This is a genomic window from Paenibacillus mesophilus, assembly GCF_005938385.1.
Lineage (GTDB): Bacteria > Bacillota > Bacilli > Paenibacillales > NBRC-103111 > Paenibacillus_AB > Paenibacillus_AB mesophilus.
Genome location: NZ_VCRA01000010.1, coordinates 136,158 through 160,553, shown reverse-complemented (window position 1 = coordinate 160,553; position 24,396 = coordinate 136,158). Strand labels below are relative to the sequence as shown.

Genomic DNA, 24,396 nt, shown 5'->3' with positions numbered 1-24,396 from the left:
GGCCGGTTTTCCGGGAAACGGTTGAAGCTTGATCTCCGCTACTAGCGTCGACGTATCAGCTTCTCTGTGCTTTCATGGGAGCTGCTTCTCCATCTGTTCTCCCGTTGTCGACTTGCTGCTAGTTTGTCTATGTGGTGCATCTCGTTTCATTTCGTGTTCCTGTCTCGAGTATACAATGGGAACATATGTTCGCACAAATTCCGTTGCATTTGTCCTTTCCGTCCGAAATGTCATCCGTCTGTGCCGAACTTCAATTGCTTAGGATGCGCCTTTCCGGTCGTCGCCGAAAATGTCCTCGGCCAGTAATCGCACCAGCTCCAGCTTCAGCTCGTGCAGCCGCTGGCGGGAGACTCCGATATGCTGGGCGATGCGGTTCATCCGCTGGCCTTCCATGATGCATTCGAGAATCGTCCGCTGACGGTCATCGCGCAGCCGTTCGGCCGCCGAGTCGATCCGGGTCACTTTCTCCTCCAGCTGCTTCATGCGGTTCCAATACTTCTCGCGCTTCTGCGCCTCCCGGTGAACCGAATCGGCGTGACCCCCTTTTCCTCTCGGCAAGGCGCCGTCCAAGCCGTACACGCCGGTTAGTCCCGATCCGACCTCTTCCAATATACCGCGCAGCCGTTCGATTTCCCGGACCATCCACGGGTAATCCTTTAGTTCTTCCTCGACGAGTTCCATCTGTTCGGTTCTTATAACGTGCCTGTCCGAATCGCGTACATGGTAAGAGGCTCTCGACTCTTTCACTTCCCACTGCGGACATGCTTCGATTTCTCCGATCGAGCGCTGGTGAACCCGGCAAATGCTTTTCGCGCCCCATAAGCTCCCCGGGCAACGGCCGCACACCTCGTCGCGATAATACTCCAACTGTTCCACCGTCGTCTTTTTCATCAATTACAGCCCCTTTCATGATTAGTTTCCTAAGATCGAATAAGAGCTATTTGCATCTCTTATTTCGGGTAAATTATAAGTTTTTTACAAAATAAGATATGTTTGAGAATCGTAGCCGATAAGAGTCTCCAAACCGTTATTTCTTTCCAGCGGCTCCGCCCACGCCACCCAGCCTGCATCGAATGGGTAGAATACGCTAAACGCGTCCGATCTTCCTTTTGAATTATAGGAACGCATGTTCCTGTATAGCTATTATGTACGCGTTACGCGTACTTTTCAACCATTATTTTGTAAATACTTCCTAATATATTGAAAAAAAGTTCGCGTTGTGCGATTATAAAGAAAAGCGAAGTGCATTCATGTTTGAGTAGCAGCATGATCTTTGTTCAAAATGCCGCAGTTCGCTCGAATCGATAAGTACAAGCAGTCAGATCGGCAGAAACGAATGGAGTGTGGCCCCGATGATCGGTGAAACGATCACGCAGCTGCGTAAACAGAAGCGCTGGTCCCAGCAGGTAGTGGCGACCCGTCTCGGCATCGCCAAAAGCACATACGCAGGCTACGAATCGGGGTATCGCGAGCCTTCACTGGACACGCTCCGGCAGTTGGCCGAGCTGTTCGAGGTCAGCCTGGACCGGTTGGTCGGGCAGGAGGCAGCCGAGCAATCCGCGCCGGCGCCTAACCGTACCGCTGCGACAGAACCGGATGACCCGGAGCTCGGAATATGGTTCAAGGAGCTGCTGGAAGCACCGGAGGAGCGAAGGGAAGAACTTCGCAAAATATGGGAGATCATCAAAACCAGGGAAGCCGAGCGGAAGCCCGGTGACAAGCAAGGAGAGTAACAGGAGCAGGGTTTGCAGGGTTTGCAGGGTTTGCAGGGTTTGCAGGGTTTGCAGGGTTTGCAGGGTTTGCAGGGTTTGTAGGGTTTGCAGGGTTTGCAGGGTTCGTACACTCGCGGGTTCGGCAGGGTCCATGGAGCTCTACGCCGCCGGCGCACCAACTTGCCCCTGCGCGGGGATCGAGGCGGACATTTACTCCTTGGACAGCAGCAATTTTAGCCCGCAGAAGCTCACCTCTTAAGGTTCAATATATACCCGATCATCACAGCACGCCCTATAGAGGGCTTTCTTTTCCGCCACAAGGCGAACATATATTCTATTATTCCATCGAAGAAAGGGGACATCGTTCATGTACAACTACCCGTGCACGGCGCTGGAGCAATCGGTCGAGCGACTGTATCGCGCCATGGACATCCGGGAGCCCCATCATTTGGATCCGGAAACGATCGCCCATAAGCTCGGCATCTGGATCCATTACGCGCCTTTCGCGAGCCAGGCTATCGATCGCGGCGGCTTGCAATCGATCGTGCTCGACAACCGCCTGTCGCGGCAGGAGCAGTGGCAGGATTTCGGCCACGAGCTGTGCCACGTGCAGCACCATGCAGGCAATCAGCTTGCCATGGGCGAATCGTTCATCCGCTTCCAGGAGACGAAGGCGAACAATTTTGCCTACCACTTCTGCGTGCCTACCTTCATGCTGCTGCGAAGCGAGCTGCCGAGCCATGAATCCGAAGCGGTTGCCGCGATCGCGTCGGCGTTCGGCGTCACGCCCGAATTCGCCCGAGAACGGCTGCTTCGTCATAACCGGCAGGTTACATCGAATCGGCTGGCGGAGAAGCTGACCGCTTATTTTCATGCGGAGGAATTGTTTAAACGCAGCGAGGGAATCGACTATATCGTACCGACCGGCCGCGCGAAAATGCTGTTTTGCCGCGAACGCGGCGTGCTTGGGTACATGAAGGACAGCGATGCATCCGAATAAAGTAATCCCTGTCGCGGCGACCGGCTATACGAGAAAATGGTTTTCGCTTGACTTGGAGTCGACCGATTTGTCCGGTCGGCCGCACCTGAAGCTGATCGGTTATTCGGACGCTTTGTTCGCGCTGCGGATCGGGGACGGCGGGTTGGAGTCGCTCGGGGTGAAGCGGGGCGATTATTTGCTGTTCAGCACGACCGCCCCGCTCAAGTCGTCCGGCCAAATCTCGCTTGTCCGTCAGGAGGACGAGTATATGATCCGGGAGACGTACTGGAGCGGGGATATGACCGAGCTGCGGGTGCCGGGCGAAGCCTTTCCCTCGCTCAGCGTACCGACCGAGAATATCCGCATCGCGGCTGTGCTTTCCGATGTAATCAAGGACAACGAGCTTGCCCCGATCGTTCGTTTTGACTGACCGACGCCACGTTCAATCGACGGGCACCGTCAACGTCACGGTCGTGCCCGCGCCGGGCGCAGATTCGACGGTCAGCTTTCCGCCGACGCTGCGGGCGCGTTCTTCCATGCTGAACAATCCGACGCCTTGTCCTCTGCGGTCGGCACCGAATCCTTTACCGCGATCCGTCACCGTCGCCACTACTCCGTCCTCCGTCTCCTTGAGTGACACCGAGGCTTCCGAGACGTCGGCATATTTGCCGATATTGGCGAGCGCTTCCTGGATGATCCGGTAAATCGCCGTTTCCTTAAGAACGTCGAGCCGTTTGCGCAAATCGCATTCCAGCTGCACTTGGATGCCGTAATGCTGTGCAAAGTTGGCAATATGCGAGCGGACGGCGGGTACGACACCGAGATCGTCCAGCACGGACGGACGGATTTCCCACGCCAATCCCCTCACGTCCTCCATCAACGCCGAAACGTCGAGTCTCAGCCGTTCCAGCTGAGGATTGTTCTGTTCGGCGATAAGCCTGTCCATTTGAATAAGGAGCGAGAACAAGCTTTGGCCGATCCCGTCGTGCAGCTCGCGGGAAAACCGGCGGCGCTCCTCCTCCTGAATTTCCATCACCCGCGTCATCATGCGCTGCAGCTCTTCTTCCGCTTGCTTCAGCTGCGTCACTTCGTTGCGCACGGCCAAATATTGGTACGGCCTGCCTTGTTCGTCGCGGAAAGGCACGATCGTCGTATTGACCCAGTAATAAGTACCGTCCTTCGCACGGTTCTTGATTTCCCCGCGCCAGATGTTGCCGGACGAAATCGTTCGCCACAGCTCCTTCATGAATTCCTTGCCGTGGTGGCCGGAATTGATGATCCGGTGATCCTGACCAAGCAGCTCGTCTCGGGAATAGCGGGATATCCGGCAAAAAGGATCGTTCACGAACGTAATCATCCCTCTTCTGTCGGTCACGGCCACAATCGTGGACTCGTCGAGCGCCATCTTCAGATCGGACAATTGCTCGAGCGATTGCTTCACCCGTTCGCGGAATGCATCATCCACAATATGACCATCTAGCTGAGCGAGCAGCAACTGCGCGTCTTGACCGATGCCCGCCGATTGCCGTCCGTAACGACCGCGTTCGTTATTCAAAATGCAACAGCCCCTTCTTGAGCGCAAACTTGACGAGCTCCGGCCGCGTCTTCAGCCCAAGCTTCTCCATCAGGTTGCTTTTGTGCGACTCGACGGTTTTGACGCTGATGATCAGATGCTCGGCGATTTCCTTGTTGGAGTAGCCTTTGGCCGTCCAGGCGAGGATTTCCTTCTCCCGGTCGGAGAGCGCTTCGTACGTGCCCGCGTTTTCGCCGTTTTTCACCTTCTCCATATATTCGCCCATAAGCCGTTTCGTAGCCGAAGGGTATAAATAGGCGTCTCCCGTCGCCACCGAGCGGATCGCCGCCACCAGTTCGTCGTGAGGCGCGCTTTTCAGAATATAACCCGAAGCGCCCGCTTGGATCGCCCGGAACAAATATTCCTCGTCGTCGTGCATCGTCAAAATAAGGACCGCCGTGTCGGGCAGCTCCTTCTTCAGCTCCTTCGTCGCCGTCAAGCCGTCTTTGCCATGCGGCATGCTGAGATCCATCAGCACCACGTCGGGACGCAGCTGGGCCGCTCTCGCGATCGCTTCGTCGCCGTCGGCGGCTTCCCCTACGACCTGCAGCCGGTCTTTGCCGTCCAGCAAAGACATTAACCCGGAGCGAACGACCGCATGATCGTCCACCACCATGATCCGGACCATCCTCCATTCGCCTCCTTTTTCCTATATCATAACAATACCGGCGAAATCGCTCAATAGGTTAAACCTGTTGATCGTTTCCGCCGGTAGCAATCGCTTCCATGCCCTGTTCGCCTTCATGCTCCAAAAGCGCCAAGTCGGCGGAGGTATAATCCCGCGCCGTTCGGCTGCCGACCAGCAGCACGCCTGCGACAGCCGCACCGCTCCGAATCGGAATGGCAGCAGCGGCCAACAGGTTCTCCGCCAGCATGATCGGATAGTCCCGCCGCCGTTTCTCGGCATCCGGCTCCGTCCCGCGTATGACGAGCGGCCTTCCGTGCCTGACGACCCAGCCGGCGATCCCCATTCCCGCCTTTTCCTTCATATGCATGAACCGTTCGTTCGCATTCCCGCTGCCGCATATCCAGCGGATCATCCGATCCGCGTCGTGACCGGTGGCTGCGACGGCGGCAAAATCGGACAACGTCCGCTCGCGCAAAAGCTCCAGCCTCTTCACCATTTCCGCGTTCATGGCCGGCACCCCCTTGCCCTCCCTTCTATACGCCCCTCTTACCGTTCTTTCATTTAAATGTATTGTAAACGATAGCCGCTCTCCTGTATGTCGGGGAATTCCCTGAAAATCGCCGCGCAATCCACCTATAGCCCTTCATGTAGCGGTCCGGGCCAGTTATACCGGACAGGAGGTGTGATTTTCCTCACAACAACATAGGGGAATTCGAGCCGAAAGTTCAGGAAATCCCCTGATATCCGATCACGCGATCTGACGGTATGATAGAAGCAACAAGAAGTTGAAGGGGGCACTCCTCATGACGGCGCACTGCATGGAGCAAAAAACCAAATCCGTTTCGTCCGGCGAAGGGAACAAACCGTTTTTATCGAAAACCAATTTCGACAAATGGAGCGGGCTTATGACCATGAAGACGGCTGCGGCCGGAACGCGGCTGTTCTGGGAAGGAGAGCCGGCGGGCAAGCTGTACTACATCCAGTCCGGACGGGTCAAGACAAAGAAGACGACGGAAGACGGCAAAGACTTGATCTTATCCGTGCTCGGACGCGGCGATTTGATCGGGGAATTCGGAGCTTACGGCGATACGACGCATAGCTACTGCGCCGAAGTGTACGAGGATGCGGAGATCGGAGTCGTACAGGAACGGGATTTGGAAGCCTTGCTTCGGCGGGACGGAGAGTTCGCGGTGGAGTTTATGAAATGGATCGGCCTGATGAACCGGATCGTCCAATCGAAATTCCGCGATTTGCTGCTATACGGCAAGCCGGGCGCCCTTGCCTCCACGCTCATCCGCATGAGCAACACGTACGGTACCCTGGACAAGGACGGCATCCGGATCGAACTGAAAATGACCAACTCGGATATGGCCGAGCTGATCGGCACCACGCGGGAAAGCGTCAACCGGATGCTCAGCTCGCTGAAAGAGGAAGGCACGATATCCGTATCGGATAACCGGATCGTTATTCGCCGTATCGACGATTTGCGCCGCGTCTGCAACTGCCCTTCGTATCCGGCATGTCCGAAAGAAATTTGCCGGCTCTAAAGCTTCATATAGGAGCCAAGTTTCACAATTTCAAATGGGGAAACTTGCTCAGAGATACAGCAAAAACCCGCACCACAGCCCATAAAGCCGTGGAAGGCGGGTTTTTACCCGTTCGTTCATCGCTGATCGCCGTCTCCGCTTTCCTTCGTCAAGCTGTCGAGCATAGCCCGATATCTGTGCGCCATCGCCAGCCTCCATGGCACAATCATACCGAAGGCGAGCAGGAAGAATATAGCCCCCGTCTGCGGAATGGTGACCGCCTGCTCGACCAGATCGTGAAGCAGCAGCCGGACGATGAGCAGCCCGATAACGATAACAACGAACGCTTTGGAGCGCACCAAATAAATGTCCCCGCCTCGGACTTCGAATTTCGACGACCAGATGAGAGGATAAGCAAACAATAGCGCTCCGGCCAAAAAAGCGGCAGCGGCCCACAACCACGGAATGTGCGTGAAAGGAAACAAAAACATGGCGAAGCCGGTTGACATGCCAAGCGGCGGAACTAATATTTTTTTCAGCGAAGTCGGCTTGGACGACGCCTTCAGACGTACCGCGACGACCGCTAGGCCGCCGACCAAGGCGACGGCAATCGGCGCGATTTGGGGAATGGATATCGTGGTCACTCCGGACACCTCCGTACTCCTTGCATAGGAATGCCATACTCCCTTATCTTACTCCTAACGGCTTACCTACATCAAATGTACGGCGCTTGCCCGTAATTCCGTTAAAGTTCCTTAGTGACAAAAACGTCACTTTGCATCGCGTTACTTCTATGGATGCGAATCCGGAACGTGTCTATAGTAAGGATAGATCGCTTATGTCCGTGCCGACACCACGGAATAACTGTAAATTCAGTGAATGTACAGGATAGAAAGGATGGGAGACTGCGATGCAAAACGTGATCCAAACCAAAAACTTGTCCAAAAACTACGGCACGACAACCGTACTCAAAAATATCGATTTGACGATCCAGGCGGGAGAATTTACGGCGATTATGGGGCCCTCCGGTTCGGGGAAATCGACGCTGATGAATGTGCTGTCTACGATCGACCGGTTTTCCGGCGGCGAGGTGTGGCTGGAGGGGAAATCTTTGCTCGATCTGAAGAAGAAGTCGCTGAGACAATTTCGCCAAGAACGCATGGGATTTATTTTTCAAGACTATAACTTGCTCGATACGCTGACGGTGAAAGAAAATATTTTGCTGCCGCTCTCGCTGCGCAAATTCGGAACGGAAGAGATGGAAAGCCGGCTGAAGCCCATCGTACAGGCGCTGAATATCGAAGCTATTGTCGACAAATATCCGAGTGAAATATCGGGCGGGCAAAAACAGCGGACGGCGTCGGCACGGGCGATCATTACGAAACCGGCGATCGTATTCGCCGATGAACCGACGGGAGCGCTCGATTCGCGGTCCGCTACGCAGCTATTGGAGCAGCTGGTCGGATTGAATGAAACGTTCGGTACGACGATCATGATGGTTACTCATGATAGTTATGCGGCGAGTTACTGCAAAAGAGTCATTTTTCTGCGAGACGGAGGAATCGTCAACGAGATCTACGCCGGTGCTCAAGTCCAGAAAACGTTCTATGACCGCATTCTGGAAACCCAGAGCTTGATGGGGGGCAAACCGAGATGAGTCTGCTCGATCTGACGATCCGGAACGTCAAGCGGAATTTCCGGCTTTACTCGATCTATTTATTCTCCATGATTACGGGCGTTATCATTCAGTTTACGTTCTCGTCCCTCATGTATAACGAAGATATTATGGGTGCCCTGCAAAATCGCAATAATTTTCAAACCGGCGTGTCCATCGCTTCGATTGTCGTCTTCATGTTCATCATTTTCTTTATTCTTTACGCCAACTCGTTCTTCATGAGGCAGCGCAAAAAAGAATTCGGCATGTATTTGCTGTACGGCATGAACGAATGGCAAATCACGCGGATGATCTTTTACGAGACCCTGTTTATAAGCGCGATTTCTTTGGCTGCGGGGGTACTGCTCGGAGGATTGATGTCCAAGCTGTTCGGCATGCTGCTCATGAATTTGATGCAGTACGATCAAGTCATCTCGCTGGCGTTCCCCGTGCAATCGATCGCCTCGACCGCGGGCGTGTTTTTCTTGCTCGCTGTCATCATCAGCGTCCAAAGCTATATCATGGTAAACCGGGTGCAGCTTACGGAACTGTTCCATGCCAGGCAAAGGACGGAGAAGCCTATCCCGGTTTCAGCCGGTATGGCGATTCTATCCGTACTCTTGATCGGAATGGCCTTCGCATTGATCGCAAGCGGCAAAGGGTCGATTTTCTGGAGTGATTATGCGAATTTCAGCATGATTGCGGTCACGATCGGCATTATCGCCGGAACGTACTTGTTTTTCCGCCAATTCGCAGGCTGGCTGCTTCAGTCGATAAGCCGCCGCAAAACGTATCACGAAGGCAATACGGTGCTGTGGACCTCCTCTTTGCGTTTCCAGATCAGGGGCAACACTTTGAATTTGACGTTTATTTCGCTGTTCAGTGCGGCGATCATGATGCTGATCTGCTTCATGACGATCAATTATAAGGTACAGTTCGAGGCGGTAGAGCGGAATTTGCCCAACGACATAGCATTCCACACGCTGGATCGTACGACAAACGGCCAAATCGACGACTTGATCAAAAGCTCCAAGCATGCGATCCGCTTCCACCTGACGCATGAGGGCTTAGCCGCATCTCCCGTGGCCGATATGAATACCGCTTTTGAAAATCCCGAATATTTCACACCCGACGTCCTGCTCGTGCCGGAGCAATCGTACAACGAGCTGATCGCGCTGCGAGGCCACAAGGAAGGCGTAGAGCTGCAGGGGAACGAAGCGGTCGCCCTATCGCAAGGGACGGACTTTCCGATACAATATGCACCGGGCAAGCAGCCGGGCTTCACCGTCAAGACGGATGCGGAAACGACATTCAAGCTGATCGAGAAAAAGGACTACGCGTACCTCGGCTGGTCATCCAATCCGGTTTCCTCAATGATCAAGAAGCCTGCGGTGCTCGTCATTTCCGATGAGACGTACCGAAGCTTACAAAATCATGCGGACAAGAAATCGTTTGAGATTTACGGGCTTCGGGATGCAAAAAACGCCGAGGAGCTATCGAAGCAAGTGCACGCGATCGTCACGCAAACGCCGGGTGCTTATTACTCCTCGTTCGCGGACGTGTACTCCAAGCAAATCGAAGGCTCGTCGTTGATGCTGTTCGCAAGCGGTTTTCTTGCTCTGATCGCAATTTTCGCGCTGGCCAGCGTCATTTACTTCAAACAGCTGCGCGAAGCGACGGACGAACGGCTGCAATATGCCATTCTGCGCAAAATCGGCGTGGAAAACCGGCAAATGAAAAGCGTGATCCGCAAGCAGCTGCTGTTTGTTTTCTTGCCGCCGCTCGTGCTTGGCATGCTGTACAGCTGGTTTATAATCAAGTATTACATTCTCGATTCGGTGAAGGATTTCCCTGGGCTTCCGGGCATGGTTCTGGCCATCATGGGCGTCTACTTCCTGATCTATCTGTTGTTCTACATCTCTTCCACGAACGTTTATTATAAAATCGTAAACGAGAATCATTAAGAAGCACGTCAAAAAGCGCAGTGACCGGCAGCAGTCATTGCGCATTTTGGCCGTTTCTTTGCAGCATGTACAGATACGGGTCGTGGTTGATCGGAAAGTGAATCGTGAACTCAGTAAAGCTTCCGACGGCGGATTCGCATGTGATGTAGTGCCCCAGCTTCTTCGACAGCTCCTGGGCCAAATATAAACCCATTCCCGTCGATTTCACATGCGTGCGTCCGTTCGTACCCGTAAATCCCCGATTGAAGATCCGCGGCAAATCCTTCGGGTCGATGCCGATTCCGCTGTCTCGTATGACGAGCAGCTTCTCCTGCTGCGCGACTCGTGCCGAGATCGATATTTCCCCATGGTCATTCGTATATTTCAAGCTGTTCGTGATAAGCTGGTTGACGATAAATAAGAGCCACTTCGAATCGCTCTGCACGATGATGGACGGCGTGTCCAAACGGATTTTTATTTTTTTGGCGATGAACGTTCGGGAATGCGACTTGACGACTTCCTTGGCCAGCTGCTCCAGATCGCAATTCACGATCTCGTAGTCTTGATTGAAGCTGTCGAGCTTGGCGTAATACAACGCTTGGTCCACGTAATGCTCGATTCGCGATAGTTCTTGCGCCAAGCTTCCGGGATCGACTTCCGTTTGCTGCATCAATCGAAGAACGGCGATCGGCGTCTTGATCTCGTGGAACCAGGAGACGATAAAATCGTAGTACTCCTTCTGCTTGGCTTGTACCTCGTTCAAGGCGCGGATGTGCTTAACCTCGGCCTGCTCGATCGCCTCCCGATACGCTTCGGCCTCCAAAGACAGCGGCACGGTATCTTCATCGTGCATGCGGCGAATGGCCTGCCCATTCTTCATATAACGATGAAGCAGGAAAGCCGCCGCCCACAATAGGACCAGCGTCAGCGCATAGAAGAACGTTTGCCATCGCCATGAGATTTGCGGGTCTGCGGCAAACACCATAATCGTCAGAACGAAAGCTACGGCGTACAAGAAAAGATACGGCTTCTCATACTTGAGGAATCGCCAAAATCTCATTCGATGATATACCCCATTCCTTTGCGGGTGACGATGAAATCGTCGAGCCCGAGCAGAGCGATTTTGCGTCGCAGCCGGTTCACGTTGACGGTCAGCGTGTTGTCGTCGATAAACTGCTCCTCGTTCCAAAGCACCTGCATCAAATCGTCCCGGGAGACGATTTTCCCGATATTGCGCATCATCGTTTGCAGCATGATGAACTCGTTCCGCGACAGCTCGGTCGACCGGTCCCCATACTGGACGGAGGAGTTGGACAGGTGAAAAATAAGCTGGCGGTGGACCAATTGTAGGCTCTCATCCTGGTAAGTATAGTTGCGCCGAAGCAGTGCGCTTACTTTCGCCACAAGCACGCCCAAGTCGAACGGTTTCTGCACGAAATCGTCCGCCCCCATATTGATCGCCATGATGACATCCATATTCTGATTGCGCGAGGACAGGAAAAGAATCGGCACCTTGGACACGGAACGAATTTGCTGACACCAGTAAAAGCCGTCATACATCGGCAAATTGACGTCCATCAGCACCAAGTGCGGCTGTCCCGCCGCGAATTGGTCCAATACCCGGTCGAAAGAAGAAACCTCGATCACGTCGTATTGCCATTTACGCAGCGCGTCGGCTACGATTGCTCTGATCTTTTCGTCGTCTTCTATGATCATGATTCGAAACAAAGGTATTCCTCCAACTCAAGGTGGACTCGTTATAGGTCATTATAACATTTGTCCGCCCTGAAAAAGCCGGCCGAAATGAGATTCCCCTAAATGCTTCTTGACACGCCATGACGATCGTTTTACGCTAACTATTATATTAGCCGACTAACGAAAGGGATGGATGGTTATGGATCCGAAATCGGCCGAGACGTCTCTTATGCGCATGATGGCCGGCATTATGCGGCAGCACCACTACAATTCCCACCTCATGCTGAAGGATCAGGACGTGCACCCCGGCCAACCGCCGGTTTTATTCGAGCTGTCCCGTAACGACGGGCTTCGTCAGAGCGAGCTCGCCCGGCGGATGCGCGTCAAACCCGCAACCGTCACCGTCATGCTCAACCGGATGGTTAAGAACGGCCATGTCGAACGGAGACCCGACCCGCAGGATCAGCGCGTATCGCGCGTTTATTTGACGGACAAAGGGCGGGCGGCCGTCGATGAAGTAAGGGCGGCGCTCCATAAGAGCGAAGATCGCGTATTGGAAGGCATTACGCCGGAAGAGAAAATGCTGCTTCGCCGTCTGCTGATCCACATGTTCGACAATGTGAAGAAGTACGAGCAGATCATTAGCCGGCAAACGAAGGAGGAGCCGAATGATGCCGAGAACGCGAATCCGCTGGATTGATTATTTAAAGCCTTACTGGCTCCCGGTGCTGCTCGCTCCCTTGCTCATGCTCGTCGAAGTGTTCATGGACCTGCTGCAGCCGAAGCTGATGGCCGATATCGTCAACAACGGAGTGATGACGGGAGACTTGGCCTATATTCGGCAAACCGGACTGCTCATGCTCGGCGTCGCCATTGTCGGGCTCATAGGGGGGATCGGGTGCACCGTCTTCTCGAGTATCGCCTCGCAGCATTTCGGCGCGGATTTGCGCCAAGACGTGTTCGGCAAAGTGCAGTCGTTCTCATTCCGCAATCTGGACCGGTTCAAGACCGGGTCGCTCGTCACGAGGCTGACGAACGATGTAGTCCAAATGCAGAACCTTGTCCAGATGACGCTGCGCATTCTGGTCCGGTCGCCGTTTCTCGCGATTGGAAGCTGCATCATGGCCTTCGTGCTCAGTCCGAGGCTTGCGATTATTCTCGTCGTAGCGATGCCCGTGCTGTTCGTTGCCCAATATTATCTGATCCGGGCTTCATTCCCGTTGTTCTCCAAGGTGCAGAACAAGCTGGACGGCGTCAACACCGTGCTTCAGGAAAATTTGTCCGGCATCCGCGTCGTCAAAGCTTTCGTCCGTTCCGCTTACGAGAATAGCCGCTTCGGCAAAGCGAATGCCGATTTCACCGAAATCGCCGTCAAAGCTTCGCGTATCGTCGCGATCAACATGCCGATCATGATGTTCATCATGAATGCGAGCATCGTCGCCGTCCTTTGGTTCGGCGCCGGCCTGAACTGGAACGGTTCGCTTCAGATCGGCGATTTGATCGCGTTTATTAATTACGTCACCCAGCTGCTCTCCTCGCTGCTCATGGTCGGCATGATGATGGTGTCCGTATCGCGGGCGAAGGCGTCGGGCGATCGGATCCGCGAAGTACTGGACACGGAGCCGGAAATTTGCGATGCCATAGACGCCAAGACCGGCGTAATCCGGGACGGACGGCTCGAATTCGACCGCGTCTCTTTCGGATACGATGCCGCACGGGGCGAATATGAGCTGAAGGACATACGTTTTACGGCCGAACCGGGGCAAACGGTTGCCATTCTCGGCTCCACCGGATCCGGGAAATCTACGCTGGTAAACCTGATCTCGCGGCTCTATGAAGTGACGGACGGCTCGATCCGGATCGACGGCGTCGATATACGCCATATTCGGCTGGAGCACCTGCGCCGGGAGGTGGCGATGGTGCTTCAGCAGGCGATCTTGTTCAGCGGCACGGTGCGCGACAACATCCGTTTCAGCAGGCCGGATGCTTCCCAGGAGGAGGTCGAGGCGGCGGCACGGGCGGCGCAGGCGCACGAATTTATTGAGCGGATGCCGGACGGCTACGACTCGATGATCGGACAGCGGGGGGTCAATTTGTCCGGCGGACAAAAGCAGCGGATTTCGATTGCCCGCGCGCTGCTCGCCCGCCCGTCGATTCTCGTCCTGGACGACAGCACGAGCGCCGTCGATGTCGGGACGGAATCGCGCATTCAACGGGCTCTGAAGGAGCTGATGAACGCAAGCACGACGATCCTCATCGCACAGCGCATTTCCTCGGTCATAGACGCGGACAACATTATCGTCATGGAAGAAGGGCGGATCGTGGCGACCGGGACTCACGGACAATTGATGCGGTCTTGCGCCGTCTACCAGGACATCTACGAATCCCAGCTCGGGAAGGAGGAAATGAGCCATGGCGGAATTGCATAACCGTAACGCCGGCGTGCAGACGCAATCGCAGCCGATGCCGCCGATGGGCGGGCCGGGCCCGATGGGAATGGGCGGCGGGCCGGGACACGGCGCACGGGGGATGATGCCTAAGGTGCGGCCGAAGCGGCTCGGTCCGACGCTGAAACGGCTGTGGAGCTATGTCGGCCGGTAGCGGACTGGACTTGTAGGGGTAATCGTCCTGACCGCGCTCGGCTCGGGGCTCGCTTTGGTCGGCCCTTATTTGCTCGGACGGGCGATCGATCTTTACATTATTCCAAGAGACTATGACGGTCTCTTATGGCTATGCTGTAACCTGCTCGGCATTTATGTGCTGAGCGCGGCCATGAGCTGGATTCAGGCTTATGTAATGGCCGGCGTGTCCCAGCGCACGGTACGGGAAATGCGGCGCGACATGTTCGAGCATCTGCAGAAGCTGCCGCTGCGCTTCTTCGACAGCCGGACGCACGGCGAGCTGATGAGCCGGACGACGAATGACGTCGAGAACGTATCCAATTCGCTCAACCAAAGCTTGTCGCAGCTTATCAACAGCGTCCTTACCGTAATCGGCTCGCTTACGCTCATGCTCGGGCTGAACGTATGGCTCACGCTCGTCAGCCTTGTCACGATTCCGCTCACGATGCTCGTAACGGCCCAGATCGCGAAACGAACCCGCAAGCATTTTACGGCGCAGCAGCGGCACCTCGGCGAACTGAACGGATATATCGAGGAGACGGTTACCGGACAGAAGGTGGTCAAATCGTTCCATCAGGAAAAGCAGGCGCTGCAGCAGTTCCGGTCGCACAATGAACAATTGAGGAGCGTCGGCATCCGCGCGCAAATATTGTCCGGTCTCATGGGTCCGGTCAACAACGTCATCAACAACGCAAGCTTCGCGCTGATCGCCGCGATCGGCGGCTGGATGGCGATCGGCGGCTTCACCACCATCGGCGTCGTCGTCAGCTTCCTGAACTATTCCCGCCAGTTTACCCGGCCGATCAACGAGCTGGCCAACCAGTTCAACATGATCCAGTCCGCCATAGCGGGAGCCGAGAGGGTCTTCGAAATTATGGATACGGCTACCGAATATGACGGCCGTCCCGCCGCCGCCATCGACAAGCCGATTCGCGGAGAAGTTCGCTTCGACAATGTCACATTTTGCTATAAGGAAGGCGTACCTGTATTAAAGAACGTTACGCTTACGGCCACGCCGGGCGATACGATCGCTCTGGTCGGACCTACGGGTGCGGGGAAAACGACGATCGTGAACCTGCTCACCCGCTTCTACGATATCGATCAGGGGACGGTTACCGTCGACGGGCACAATTTGCGCGAGTGGGATAAGAACCGGCTCCGCAGTCAGCTCGGCATCGTGCTGCAGGACGCTTATTTGTTCTCGGATACGATCCGCGAAAATATCCGCTACGGCCGTCTCGACGCCACCGACGAACAAATCGAAGCGGCCGCCAAGCTGGCGAACGCGGACGCGTTCATCCGCAAGCTGCCGAACGGCTATGATACGCAGCTTTCGGCGGAAGGCGGCAATTTGAGCCAAGGCCAGCGCCAGCTCCTTACGATCGCGCGGGCCATTCTCGCCGATCCGGCGATCCTCATCCTGGACGAAGCGACAAGCAGCGTCGACACGCGCACGGAAATGCATATCCAAGAGGCGATGAAATCGCTTATGAAGGGCCGGACCAGCTTCGTCATCGCGCACCGGCTGAGCACGATCCGCGAGGCGGACCAAATACTGGTCATCCATGGCGGCGAAATAATCGAACGCGGAACCCACCACGAGCTGCTGGCGCGCGAAGGCTTCTACCATGAGCTGTATACGAGCCAGTTCAAGCGGGTCGGTTAACACCAAGAAAATCGGAAAAAGCCCTGCAATCCGAAACGATCGTTCCGGGATGCGGGGCTTTCCTATAGCCCGGCTAAACGCCGCACGCCTCATTTTCACTCTTGACCGGAAACTTGCCTTTGCTTTACAATTAGCCCCAGTGACTATTTCCGTCAAATGCGATGGACTTACTTTATTATGCAGCCCGGAGGAACGACAAAACCGTCATGTTGATCAAATCGGCCGTCATTTGCAGTTATTTGCTAGTAGCTTATTGGCTTTCTTCGCACTTCGGCATTTTGAAAATGTGCTTCTACCCGACTTTGGGAGCGTTCAGCTACTTTTTCATCAGCCGCAGCCTGAACAAGAACGAAGCGTCCAAAGTCGTTGCCGCAGCAGTTGCCGCTTCAGCGGCAGGAAGCATGTTTCACTTGCTTAGCCCGGGCCCCTTGGCGTTTCTGCTTACGTGCATATTGACGATCGCCATCATCCAATTCATCAAGATTCAGGCGGCCCCGATATTGGCCGTCGCGCTCATTCCTTTCTTTGCGCCGCTGCCGACCGTCTGGACGCTCCCCGTATTCGTGTGCGGCTCGCTGATCGGCCTGCTGGGCGCGCTGAAAGTTTCGAACGGGCTGGAAGCCGTCTGGGCCATGGTCCGGGTAGGAGCGAAAGCCGAAACGAAAGCCGCCGATCTGTAACGGACTCCCTGTCCGTCAGACGGCGGCTCGCTTTGTATCCTAGCCAGGCGTATTACTGCTTGCCGACAACCGCGGCGTAACGCTCTTGCAGGATTCGGCCGTGATGAAGCTCATGACCCGCTAGTACATACGCCAGCGCACGCGCCGTAATGGCATTGCCGTTTACCATGGCACTTCTCCCCCAAGCTTGCTCGGGCAAGCTTGCGATCAAGGAAAGCGTAGCGCGGCGCACGGCGACAAACCCTTCAAGCAGGCTCGTGAGCGATTGCCGTTCGAAATCCGCTCCGCGGACATAGTCGTTCTCGTCGAAGCCCGGAAGCGGGGATACATCGCCCCTGGCGGCGCACAGCATCCGGTAGCTCATCACGCGCTCCGTGTCGGCCACATGTCCGAGCAGCTGCTTGACGCTCCATTTATCCGGACCGTACCGGTAACCGGCGTCCTCCTCACGGATCGATCCGTACAGCCGGAGTACCTGCTCCGTCTGCGCATCCAGCAGCTCCGTCAAATCGCCTTCCGGCACAAGTCCGATATAGGCGGCAAAATAACCGGGGTGTTCGGCAGGATCAGGTTTATGCAAGCTCATAATCGTCTCGCTCCTTTTCTTTTTTTGTTCCGCAAACTCCGCACGCGGACATCCGCTCCAGCTTACGAACGCTCGGCCGCTTTAACTAACGCTTTGGCGGCTTTGCGCACCGTCGGCTTGGCGTGCTCGGCATACTCGAGCCCAATCCGCATCGCTTCCAACGCCAGCTGCGGCGCTTGTCCGACAGCTTCACGCAGCCCTTTCAATGCTCTTGCCGCATGCTTTCCTTCCCACACGGTCAGTGCCTCCATTAGCAGCGGATACACTCGTTCCGCCGCATCCGCTCCGGTTTTGGCGGTTTGCCCAAGCGCGTCTATCGCATAATCGCGAACGATCGTGCTGGAATCGTTCCGCACAAGCTGCTCCAGTCGGGGCAGCAAGGCGGCTGCACGTTCCGGCGCCAAGTCCGCGATCAGCGCCAGTGCGTGCATGGCCTCCCATCTCACTCTCGTCGTCTTGTGGGACAGCAATCCCGCCAGCTGTCCGAAATACGGCACGACCAAGCCGGGACTCCGTTCCGCCACCTTCGTCATCACTTCCGCGCAATCCCCCGCCAGGGCGGCGTCTTTCCCGGTCAGGGCCCCGGCCACCTCCGCGAGCAGCTCCGGATGGTCCAGACAGCGTTCCGCCGCCACCCGGTTCGCCTCCTCCGTGCGGTCTCCGACCTGCGAAGAAAGCTCGGCGACGATACTCATCGGCTCCATCTCCTTTCTCTGACACCGGACAGGCCGCTGCATACCGTCATGACTGCCCGGATATGATCTGCTTCACCCTCCCGACTTGTCCGTCCTGCAGGCGCACTTTGATCCCGTGAGGATGGTCCGGCGATTTCGTCAAGATGTCCTTGACGATGCCCCGGGTCGTTTTGCCCGTCCGCTGATCCTGCTTCAGCACGATGTCCACTTCCTGCCCCGGCGCAATTCCGGCGCGCTTCTTGCCGTCTCCGTTCATTTCACGCATACCGCTACTCCGATAAAATACCGGAGCCCTTCCCTTCGTTGTTGTTCAAACGTAACGCCCCGCTGATAGTACAGCTCGACTTCGGCAAAGCCTCCGAACAGCTCCCGGAACTGCTCCTCGGTAAATTGGTGCACATGAAACGGCTCGCTCGTCGGCATCCCTCTCCCTCGCCCGAACGGACTCGACAGGACAAGCGTGCCGCCGGGCTTCAGCATGCGGCGCAAATTGTCCATGAAGGCGCGGTCGTCCTGCACATGCTCGATCGTTTCGAAGCTGAGGATCGTATCGAATAAGCCTAGCCGGTCCGGGAGACGCGAGTCCGTTGCGTCGCCTTGCACATAGGTCACCTTCTGGTGATGATACTCGCGGCTCGCATAACGGATCGTTTCTTCGTCCAGATCGACTCCGAGCAGCTCCGTCACTTCCCTCTTCCGCTCCTTCGCGACCATGTGGCAGCCGTAGCCGGTTCCGCAAGCGATATCCAGCACCCTTCCTCTTGCGTAAGGGGAGGCGAAATAATAGCGGGCAAGGTGCTCGAGCAGCATGCCGTTCATCGGCTTCAGCAGCTTCGGAATAATCCGTTCCCCGGTCCACTGCATTCGTCATCGCCCCCTTTATCCGTCCCTGTCCTGCTCCGTCTGTTATCTTCACTATAATCACCGGATACGCGGAAAGCAATCCGGCCCGCATACGCACGATTATAAACGCCAAAAAAAAGCCGCGGAACAATCGATCTGTCCGTGGCTTGTCTATCTGTCGACCGGTCATGCATGATGCAGTTTCAATATCCGACCAGCACCTTCGTAACGGCTTCCAGTACGCGGCCGCTTTGAAAAGGCTTGACGATGAAATCTCTCGCGCCGGACTGGATCGCTTCGACGATAAGCTTTTGCTGACCCATGGCGGAGCACATAATCACTTTGGCTCCCGGATCGGTGCTGCGAATCAACCGGAGCGCTTCGATGCCCTCCATCTCCGGCATCGTAATGTCCATCGTGACCACATCGGGCCGGTACGCCTTGTATTTCTCCACCGCTTCGATGCCGTTGGCCGCCTCGCACAGCACTTCGTGGCCGCCCGTTTCCAGTATGACCTTGAGCATCTGCCGCATGAATGCCGCATCGTCCACCACCAATATTTTCGCCATGCACGCCCGCCTCCACCCGACAATTTCCTATTTCACGCATCATACCAAAGAACGCTGAACAAATTCTGAACAAGCCGGCAGCCGCCTGGCCGGGTTAGGAAAAAACAAAAAGCCTCCCCGAAGGAAGGCTCTGGTACGCGCTATTTGAAATATTTCGATTCGATCTTTCGCCCGGTAATCGCCATCAGTCCGAACACCCCGACGATCAGCACCAGCTTCCACGGCTGCGTGAACAGAGCGACAAGATCATAACCCACGAACGACACCATCAGAATCATGACCCCTTTGCCGAGTGCAGTTGCCGTTATAAAAGTATGGAACGGCACCTTGGATATGCCGGATACGAGATTGACGAGAAACGACGGCGTGAACGGAAAGCAGGCGAGCAGGAATATCGGCATGAAGCCGTGCCGCTCCAGCCAATGGATGAGCCGCGTCGATCGCGGGCTTTTCCTCTCCACGAAGTGGCGCAGCCGCCCGCCGAACCGGCGTACGATCCAGAACACGGTGACCGCTCCGCAGAACACCCCGATCCATGACAGCAGAAATCCTTCTCCGAGCCCATATATATTCACATTGGCGATCAGAATCGCCACAAGCGGCAAAAAAGGAAAGAGCGACTCCAGCCACGCGGCGAACAGACCTGGAAACGGCCCGAGCGCCTCGAACTGGTTCAACACACGCTCCATGTCTTCCAAATTTAACCCCGACAGATCGAAGCTTTCCATCATCCGATTCGTTTCACCCCTGTATAGTTACTATCACTATACTACCGGGAAACGATCAAAAGCAAATCCGCCATGGGGCTTGCGGCGACCTGTACGAAGGTCCGGTTCTCCGCTTAGGCGGCCCCGACTTCAAGCGGGTCTTCCTCGTTTCGATCGAACGCTTCGCGGTCGAATTCGCCTTCCGCATTGGCCACGAGAAGCGAGGTGACGGTCGTGCCGGTGGCATTGACGGCGGTACGGCCCATGTCGATGACCGATTCAACCGCAATTACCAGCCCCATTCCTTCCAGCGGCAGCCCGAGCGCGGTCAGGACGACCGTCGTCGAAATGGTCGCAGGACCCGGTACTCCGGCTACGCCGATGGACGAGATGACGGCGACGAGAATGAGCACGATATAGTCGGATACGCTGAGCTGAACGTTATATACTCGGGCGACGAAGACCGCCACGATGGCCGGCCACACGCCGCCGCAGCCGTTGAAGTTCATCGTTGCGCCGAGTGGAGCTACGAAGCTGGCGATTCTCGGCGATACGCGCAGACGTTTCGTAATGACTTCCAAGTTAACGGGAAGCGTAGCATAACTGCTCCGGGTCGTAAACGCGACGGCAACGGTCGGATACGCTTTTTTGAAAAACTTGATCGGATTGACCTTTGCCACCAGGGCGACGAGTCCGCCGAACACAAGCACGAAATGGATAATGAGCGCCGCGTACGAAGCGCCGATCAGCTTCACGAGCGGAGTCAGCGTCTCGAGGCCGTATTTGGCCGCCATCGCGCCGACGAGAGCATATACGCCGTACGGAGTCAGGCGGATGACATATTTCACGACTTGGTGAAGAATTTGCGTGAGCGATTGGATCAGCGTCTTCACAGGAGCGACGACGTCCGGTTTTTTCGAGCCGACGTGAATGATCGCTACCGCGATGAAAATGGCGAATATAAGGATAGGCACCACTTTGCCTCCGGCCGCATCGCTGAACGGATTGGAAGGTACCAGGTCGAGAATGACCTGCGAGAACGTCGGAATGTCCCGCGGCTTGTAGTCTTTCGGCACGGCCGCCTGAATGCCGGACCCCGGATCGACGATCAGGGCGACGATAAGCCCGATGATGGCGGCGATCCCCGTCGTAAGCAGAAACCACGAGATCGTTTTCACGCCGATTTTACGCAGCTGGCCCAGATTGGACAATTGGGCGATACTGTTGATCACCAGAATGAATACTAACGGAATGACCAGCATTTTGATCAAATTGACGTAAATCGTCCCGATCGTGCTGACACTTTTGTAGTCCAGCTTGTAGCTGTTGAACAGAATGCCGGCCACCAGGCCGATCCCCAGCGCGATAAGAACCCGCGTACCGAAGCCGACTCTTTTCTTGGCGAGTAAGTACAGAAAAGCGATTACCCCGATCGAGACAACGAGGCTGATCCAGTTCGTCTGAAGCGCAATCCATAAGTTGTTTTTCAAACCTGCTCATCTCCTTTTGGTATACCCCACATTTCCGGTAGGAATTATGTACACAACAATACTCCCGAATTCACTTTATTGTCAATCTTTTTTTTCAAAACCTCTTGAAAATGAAAATGTTGGAAATATCGGGCTTGAACGAGAAAGCCTTTTCTTTAAATATACCCTCTTTTTCCCCGCTCATGATAAAAAACTTGCATGCTTCACGTTCAAGCGCCCTTTTCTATGTCCATCGGGATATTATATCGTTTACTATCAATAACGATATATCGTATTATATGGTTAAAAGGAGCTGAGCCCTATGCGCCATGGAGATCGAGGAGGATGGGACGATAGGCGAGGTCCGGGATACGGAGGCCGATGCGGACCGGGAAACGGGGGACGAGGCGGTCCCGGAAGACGGTATTTCGGCCGCGGCAGCGTGAAATATGCGCTGCTGGAGCTGCTGTCCGCAGAACCGATGCACGGGTATCAAATGATGAAAGCGCTTGAAGAAAAATCGGACGGCCAATATACGCCGAGCGCCGGCTCCATATACCCGACTCTGCAAATGTTGGAAGACCGGGGCTGGATTGAATCCGACGATACGGACGGCAAGAAGGTGTATCGTCCGACGGAAGCGGGTTTGAACGCGCTGCGGGAGTGGCTTGGCAGGGACAGAAAAGAGCGGCCGCAGGGGGACGCAGAATGCGCCGTATCGTCCCGGGAGCGGAGGCTCGCCGACGGCTTCGAGCTCCTCCACCTGTTGACGAAAGCCGAGCGGAGAGCGGCCGTCGATACGGAGTTTGCCGTCCGGGTTCAGCGTTTTCTGGACGGAGCGCTGCAGGACTTGCGGTCGCTGGCTGCCTGTGAGCGGCCAGATGATCGGAAGGCAAGAGGCGGATACGGACCGGACGACCGCAGACGTCCCGACGGCGAGCCTTTTACCAAGGAAGAGGAGCGTGAATCGTAATGGAAACGGGATGGGCCAGAGAGGGATTGCCGGGCGGCGGGCCGAGGGGCCGGTTCGGAGCAGGCGACGACGGAGGCAAGCGGAAGCTGAAGGACCGGACCATACGGAATATGTACAAACGGATGTTTTTCCACGTCAAGGGGCGTTGGGCGCTTATGCTGCTGGCGCTCGCTTGCCTGATCGGCAACTCGCTGCTGGAATTCGTCATTCCGCAATTGTCCCGCTACACGATCGACGACGTAATTCCGGCTGGAAATTACGGAGCGCTCCCCTGGGTAGCCCTTGGGGTGCTGGGGACGGCCGTTCTGCTCGGGTTGTTCGGCTACTTGAGCAGCAACTCACTCGCCTCCGTCGGACAGCGCGCGATATTCGATCTTCGCAATGAATTGTACCGCCATATGCAAAGTCTCGATATGGCTTTCTACGACCGGAACCGGACCGGCGATCTGATGTCGAGGGTGACCAGCGACGTCGGCATGCTGCAGCAGCTTGTCTCCTCCGGCATGATGCAAATCGTGACCGACCTGTTCACGTTTACGGCTATCGCGCTGTATATGCTGTATGTCGACTGGCAGCTTACCCTGCTTATGCTGGCCACCTTCCCCCTCATGATCTTGACCACGAGAAAATTCAGCGGAAGGTTCCGCACTTCGTTCAAAACCGTGCAGCAATCGGTCGCGGAGGTTAGCAACCATCTTCAAGACACGCTGTCCGGCATTCGGGTCATCAAGTCGTTCGCAAACGAAGACTACGAATCGGGACGTTTCGCCGAACGGAGCGAGACGAACATGAAAGCCAATCTCCGCACCGTACGGCTGCGCGCCATTTACGAGCCGATCATCGATCTGCTCAATTATCTCGGCATGGTTGCCGTGCTCGTGTTCGGCGCTTGGCAGACGATGCGCGGAGAGTTGACGATCGGAGCGATCGTGGCGTTTCTCGCCTACCTTCGGCTGCTGCAAAACCCGATCCGGCACTTCAGCCGCATCCTCAACACGATCCAGCAATCCGCCGCGGCTTACGAGCGGATCATGGAAGTACTGGAGACGAAGCCCGAAGTGACGGAGAAGGAAGACGCTATCGCGCTGCCGCCTATCCGCGGCCACATCGTATTCAGCGGCGTCGGCTTCTCCTACCGCAATGACGTGCCCGTGCTGCGCGATTTCAATCTGGAATTCAATCCGGGCAAAGTAACGGCGCTGGTAGGCCCGTCGGGTGCGGGCAAATCGACGGTCGCCCATCTCATCGCCCGTTTCTACGATCCGCAGCAAGGAACGATTACGATCGACGGCTATTCGTTGAAAGATATCGCTTCGAAATCGCTGCGCGAGCAGATGGGCGTCGTCTCGCAGGAGATCGTGCTGTTCAACGGCACCGTCCGGGACAATATTATGTACGGCAAGCCGGGCGCAACCGACGAAGAGATCATAGCCGCGGCGAAAGCGGCCAACGCCCACGACTTCATCTCCTCGTTTCCGAAAGGCTACGATTCGGAAATCGGAGAACGCGGCGTGAAGCTGTCCGGCGGCCAGAAGCAGCGGCTCTCGATCGCCCGGGCGATCTTGAAAAATCCGCGGCTGATCGTACTGGACGAAGCGACCGCCTCCCTCGACACGGAGTCCGAGCATCTGATCCAGGAGGCGCTGGCCCGGCTGCTTGCAGGACGCACCTGCCTCGTCATCGCGCACCGGCTGTCCACGATCCAGTCGGCCGACCGGATCGTCGTGCTGGACCAGGGGACGATTGCCGAGAGCGGCAAGCACGAGGAGCTGCTGCAATTGAACGGCAAATACCGCAGACTGTACGATATGCAATTCCCTCAAGAACAGAAGGCGAATATGTGATATAATCCTCTCGAACGAACGCGCGGCGGGAGG

At 55.8% G+C, this 24,396-nt stretch carries 25 protein-coding genes and 1 pseudogene; 12 read left to right on the top strand and 14 right to left on the bottom strand.

Features of this window, described 5'->3' with window-relative positions; all coding sequences use genetic code 11:
- Nucleotides 1-258 precede the first annotated feature (258 nt).
- Entirely contained in the window at nt 259-891 is a 633-nt protein-coding gene (locus FE783_RS19315; RefSeq protein ID WP_138881022.1) for a hypothetical protein, read from the bottom strand.
- Nucleotides 892-1,352: 461 nt separating this feature from the next.
- Here FE783_RS19315 and FE783_RS19310 point away from each other — a divergent pair, with 461 nt between their 5' ends.
- The 3 genes from FE783_RS19310 (at nt 1,353) to FE783_RS19300 (ending at nt 3,121) form a co-directional block, all read left to right on the top strand.
- Nucleotides 1,353-1,733 (top strand): helix-turn-helix domain-containing protein, encoded by a 381-nt coding sequence (locus FE783_RS19310; RefSeq protein WP_138881021.1) that lies wholly within the window; start codon nt 1,353-1,355, stop codon nt 1,731-1,733.
- A gap of 346 nt (nt 1,734-2,079) precedes the next feature.
- Nucleotides 2,080-2,712 carry an ImmA/IrrE family metallo-endopeptidase gene (locus FE783_RS19305; RefSeq protein WP_138881020.1) on the top strand — a complete coding sequence of 211 codons (633 nt, stop codon included), beginning with the start codon at nt 2,080-2,082 and terminating at the stop codon, nt 2,710-2,712.
- A complete protein-coding gene (locus tag FE783_RS19300) occupies nt 2,699-3,121 on the top strand; it encodes a LexA family transcriptional regulator (protein WP_138881019.1) in 423 nt (140 codons plus the stop codon). The genes FE783_RS19305 and FE783_RS19300 overlap by 14 nt, the downstream gene beginning before the upstream one ends.
- 12 nt (nt 3,122-3,133) lie before the next feature.
- On the opposite strand, the gene FE783_RS19295 is transcribed toward FE783_RS19300, so the two are convergent.
- From FE783_RS19295 to FE783_RS19285, 3 genes are read right to left on the bottom strand one after another with little or no spacing between them, the layout of a single operon-like run.
- The gene (locus FE783_RS19295; RefSeq protein ID WP_420799751.1) at nt 3,134-4,246 is read right to left on the bottom strand and encodes a PAS domain-containing sensor histidine kinase; all 1,113 of its coding nucleotides are present in this window, start codon (nt 4,244-4,246) and stop codon (nt 3,134-3,136) included.
- A complete protein-coding gene (locus tag FE783_RS19290; protein ID WP_138881018.1) occupies nt 4,239-4,892 on the bottom strand; it encodes a response regulator transcription factor in 654 nt (217 codons plus the stop codon). Before FE783_RS19290 ends, FE783_RS19295 begins: the two co-directional genes overlap by 8 nt.
- Before the next feature lie 58 nt (nt 4,893-4,950).
- Nucleotides 4,951-5,400 (bottom strand): GAF domain-containing protein, encoded by a 450-nt coding sequence (locus tag FE783_RS19285; RefSeq protein ID WP_138881017.1) that lies wholly within the window; start codon nt 5,398-5,400, stop codon nt 4,951-4,953.
- Between the two features lie 295 nt (nt 5,401-5,695).
- On the opposite strand from FE783_RS19285, the gene FE783_RS19280 reads away from it, so the two are divergent.
- Nucleotides 5,696-6,439: a Crp/Fnr family transcriptional regulator gene (locus tag FE783_RS19280; RefSeq protein WP_238403156.1), complete on the top strand. Its 744-nt coding sequence runs from the start codon at nt 5,696-5,698 to the stop codon at nt 6,437-6,439.
- Between the two features lie 116 nt (nt 6,440-6,555).
- Here the strand turns inward: FE783_RS19280 and FE783_RS19275 are convergent, their stop codons facing one another.
- The gene (locus FE783_RS19275) at nt 6,556-7,062 is read right to left on the bottom strand and encodes a CcdC family protein (protein WP_138881016.1); all 507 of its coding nucleotides are present in this window, start codon (nt 7,060-7,062) and stop codon (nt 6,556-6,558) included.
- Between the two features lie 266 nt (nt 7,063-7,328).
- Between FE783_RS19275 and FE783_RS19270 the strand changes: the two genes are divergently transcribed.
- Entirely contained in the window at nt 7,329-8,075 is a 747-nt protein-coding gene (locus FE783_RS19270) for an ABC transporter ATP-binding protein (RefSeq protein ID WP_138881015.1), read from the top strand.
- Entirely contained in the window at nt 8,072-10,036 is a 1,965-nt protein-coding gene (locus FE783_RS19265; protein ID WP_138881014.1) for an ABC transporter permease, read from the top strand. The genes FE783_RS19270 and FE783_RS19265 overlap by 4 nt, the downstream gene beginning before the upstream one ends.
- Before the next feature lie 34 nt (nt 10,037-10,070).
- On the opposite strand, the gene FE783_RS19260 is transcribed toward FE783_RS19265, so the two are convergent.
- Both FE783_RS19260 and FE783_RS19255 read right to left on the bottom strand, forming a co-directional pair.
- The gene (locus FE783_RS19260; protein WP_138881013.1) at nt 10,071-11,075 is read right to left on the bottom strand and encodes a sensor histidine kinase; all 1,005 of its coding nucleotides are present in this window, start codon (nt 11,073-11,075) and stop codon (nt 10,071-10,073) included.
- Nucleotides 11,072-11,743 carry a response regulator transcription factor gene (locus FE783_RS19255; RefSeq protein ID WP_138881012.1) on the bottom strand — a complete coding sequence of 224 codons (672 nt, stop codon included), beginning with the start codon at nt 11,741-11,743 and terminating at the stop codon, nt 11,072-11,074. The genes FE783_RS19260 and FE783_RS19255 overlap by 4 nt, the downstream gene beginning before the upstream one ends.
- 166 nt (nt 11,744-11,909) lie before the next feature.
- Between FE783_RS19255 and FE783_RS19250 the strand changes: the two genes are divergently transcribed.
- The 4 genes and pseudogenes from FE783_RS19250 to FE783_RS19235 all read left to right on the top strand — a co-directional run bounded on the left by FE783_RS19250 (nt 11,910) and on the right by FE783_RS19235 (nt 16,677).
- The gene (locus tag FE783_RS19250; RefSeq protein WP_138881011.1) at nt 11,910-12,410 is read left to right on the top strand and encodes a MarR family winged helix-turn-helix transcriptional regulator; all 501 of its coding nucleotides are present in this window, start codon (nt 11,910-11,912) and stop codon (nt 12,408-12,410) included.
- Nucleotides 12,379-14,139 (top strand): ABC transporter ATP-binding protein, encoded by a 1,761-nt coding sequence (locus FE783_RS19245; protein ID WP_238403155.1) that lies wholly within the window; start codon nt 12,379-12,381, stop codon nt 14,137-14,139. The genes FE783_RS19250 and FE783_RS19245 overlap by 32 nt, the downstream gene beginning before the upstream one ends.
- Nucleotides 14,140-14,182: 43 nt before the next feature.
- A pseudogene (locus FE783_RS19240) lies at nt 14,183-15,997 on the top strand (ABC transporter ATP-binding protein).
- A 206-nt stretch (nt 15,998-16,203) separates the two neighbouring features.
- Nucleotides 16,204-16,677 carry a hypothetical protein gene (locus FE783_RS19235; protein ID WP_138881010.1) on the top strand — a complete coding sequence of 158 codons (474 nt, stop codon included), beginning with the start codon at nt 16,204-16,206 and terminating at the stop codon, nt 16,675-16,677.
- 52 nt (nt 16,678-16,729) lie between these two features.
- On the opposite strand, the gene FE783_RS19230 is transcribed toward FE783_RS19235, so the two are convergent.
- The 7 genes from FE783_RS19230 to FE783_RS19200 form a co-directional block, all read right to left on the bottom strand.
- Nucleotides 16,730-17,263, bottom strand: a complete 534-nt coding sequence (locus tag FE783_RS19230) for a DinB family protein (RefSeq protein ID WP_138881009.1) — start codon at nt 17,261-17,263, stop codon at nt 16,730-16,732.
- A gap of 62 nt (nt 17,264-17,325) precedes the next feature.
- Complete coding sequence (locus tag FE783_RS19225; RefSeq protein WP_138881008.1) at nt 17,326-17,958, bottom strand: hypothetical protein; 633 nt, start codon at nt 17,956-17,958, stop codon at nt 17,326-17,328.
- A gap of 46 nt (nt 17,959-18,004) precedes the next feature.
- A complete protein-coding gene (locus FE783_RS19220) occupies nt 18,005-18,214 on the bottom strand; it encodes a YwbE family protein (protein ID WP_138881131.1) in 210 nt (69 codons plus the stop codon).
- Nucleotides 18,211-18,822, bottom strand: coding sequence for a class I SAM-dependent methyltransferase (locus FE783_RS19215; RefSeq protein WP_138881007.1), 612 nt, complete (start codon nt 18,820-18,822; stop codon nt 18,211-18,213). The genes FE783_RS19220 and FE783_RS19215 overlap by 4 nt, the downstream gene beginning before the upstream one ends.
- Before the next feature lie 182 nt (nt 18,823-19,004).
- Nucleotides 19,005-19,370, bottom strand: a complete 366-nt coding sequence (locus tag FE783_RS19210) for a response regulator (protein WP_138881006.1) — start codon at nt 19,368-19,370, stop codon at nt 19,005-19,007.
- A 140-nt stretch (nt 19,371-19,510) separates the two neighbouring features.
- Nucleotides 19,511-20,101 carry a TVP38/TMEM64 family protein gene (locus FE783_RS19205; protein WP_138881005.1) on the bottom strand — a complete coding sequence of 197 codons (591 nt, stop codon included), beginning with the start codon at nt 20,099-20,101 and terminating at the stop codon, nt 19,511-19,513.
- 110 nt (nt 20,102-20,211) lie between these two features.
- Complete coding sequence (locus tag FE783_RS19200; RefSeq protein ID WP_138881004.1) at nt 20,212-21,567, bottom strand: dicarboxylate/amino acid:cation symporter; 1,356 nt, start codon at nt 21,565-21,567, stop codon at nt 20,212-20,214.
- 301 nt (nt 21,568-21,868) lie between these two features.
- Here FE783_RS19200 and FE783_RS19195 point away from each other — a divergent pair, with 301 nt between their 5' ends.
- Together FE783_RS19195 and FE783_RS19190 are read left to right on the top strand one after the other, a co-directional pair.
- Nucleotides 21,869-22,519, top strand: coding sequence for a PadR family transcriptional regulator (locus tag FE783_RS19195; RefSeq protein ID WP_138881003.1), 651 nt, complete (start codon nt 21,869-21,871; stop codon nt 22,517-22,519).
- Nucleotides 22,519-24,363 carry an ABC transporter ATP-binding protein gene (locus tag FE783_RS19190; RefSeq protein WP_138881002.1) on the top strand — a complete coding sequence of 615 codons (1,845 nt, stop codon included), beginning with the start codon at nt 22,519-22,521 and terminating at the stop codon, nt 24,361-24,363. The genes FE783_RS19195 and FE783_RS19190 overlap by 1 nt, the downstream gene beginning before the upstream one ends.
- Nucleotides 24,364-24,396: the final 33 nt, after the last annotated feature.

Coding starts and splice junctions, on each gene's coding strand:
- FE783_RS19315 (WP_138881022.1), bottom strand. CDS start 891: ATGAAAAAGACGACGGTGGAACAGTTGGAGTATTATCGCGACGAGGTG.
- FE783_RS19310 (WP_138881021.1), top strand. CDS start 1,353: ATGATCGGTGAAACGATCACGCAGCTGCGTAAACAGAAGCGCTGGTCC.
- FE783_RS19305 (WP_138881020.1), top strand. CDS start 2,080: ATGTACAACTACCCGTGCACGGCGCTGGAGCAATCGGTCGAGCGACTG.
- FE783_RS19300 (WP_138881019.1), top strand. CDS start 2,699: ATGCATCCGAATAAAGTAATCCCTGTCGCGGCGACCGGCTATACGAGA.
- FE783_RS19290 (WP_138881018.1), bottom strand. CDS start 4,892: ATGGTCCGGATCATGGTGGTGGACGATCATGCGGTCGTTCGCTCCGGG.
- FE783_RS19285 (WP_138881017.1), bottom strand. CDS start 5,400: ATGAACGCGGAAATGGTGAAGAGGCTGGAGCTTTTGCGCGAGCGGACG.
- FE783_RS19280 (WP_238403156.1), top strand. CDS start 5,696: ATGACGGCGCACTGCATGGAGCAAAAAACCAAATCCGTTTCGTCCGGC.
- FE783_RS19270 (WP_138881015.1), top strand. CDS start 7,329: ATGCAAAACGTGATCCAAACCAAAAACTTGTCCAAAAACTACGGCACG.
- FE783_RS19265 (WP_138881014.1), top strand. CDS start 8,072: ATGAGTCTGCTCGATCTGACGATCCGGAACGTCAAGCGGAATTTCCGG.
- FE783_RS19260 (WP_138881013.1), bottom strand. CDS start 11,075: ATGAGATTTTGGCGATTCCTCAAGTATGAGAAGCCGTATCTTTTCTTG.
- FE783_RS19250 (WP_138881011.1), top strand. CDS start 11,910: ATGGATCCGAAATCGGCCGAGACGTCTCTTATGCGCATGATGGCCGGC.
- FE783_RS19245 (WP_238403155.1), top strand. CDS start 12,379: ATGATGCCGAGAACGCGAATCCGCTGGATTGATTATTTAAAGCCTTAC.
- FE783_RS19235 (WP_138881010.1), top strand. CDS start 16,204: ATGTTGATCAAATCGGCCGTCATTTGCAGTTATTTGCTAGTAGCTTAT.
- FE783_RS19230 (WP_138881009.1), bottom strand. CDS start 17,263: ATGAGCTTGCATAAACCTGATCCTGCCGAACACCCCGGTTATTTTGCC.
- FE783_RS19225 (WP_138881008.1), bottom strand. CDS start 17,958: ATGAGTATCGTCGCCGAGCTTTCTTCGCAGGTCGGAGACCGCACGGAG.
- FE783_RS19220 (WP_138881131.1), bottom strand. CDS start 18,214: ATGAACGGAGACGGCAAGAAGCGCGCCGGAATTGCGCCGGGGCAGGAA.
- FE783_RS19215 (WP_138881007.1), bottom strand. CDS start 18,822: ATGCAGTGGACCGGGGAACGGATTATTCCGAAGCTGCTGAAGCCGATG.
- FE783_RS19210 (WP_138881006.1), bottom strand. CDS start 19,370: ATGGCGAAAATATTGGTGGTGGACGATGCGGCATTCATGCGGCAGATG.
- FE783_RS19205 (WP_138881005.1), bottom strand. CDS start 20,101: ATGATGGAAAGCTTCGATCTGTCGGGGTTAAATTTGGAAGACATGGAG.
- FE783_RS19195 (WP_138881003.1), top strand. CDS start 21,869: ATGCGCCATGGAGATCGAGGAGGATGGGACGATAGGCGAGGTCCGGGA.
- FE783_RS19190 (WP_138881002.1), top strand. CDS start 22,519: ATGGAAACGGGATGGGCCAGAGAGGGATTGCCGGGCGGCGGGCCGAGG.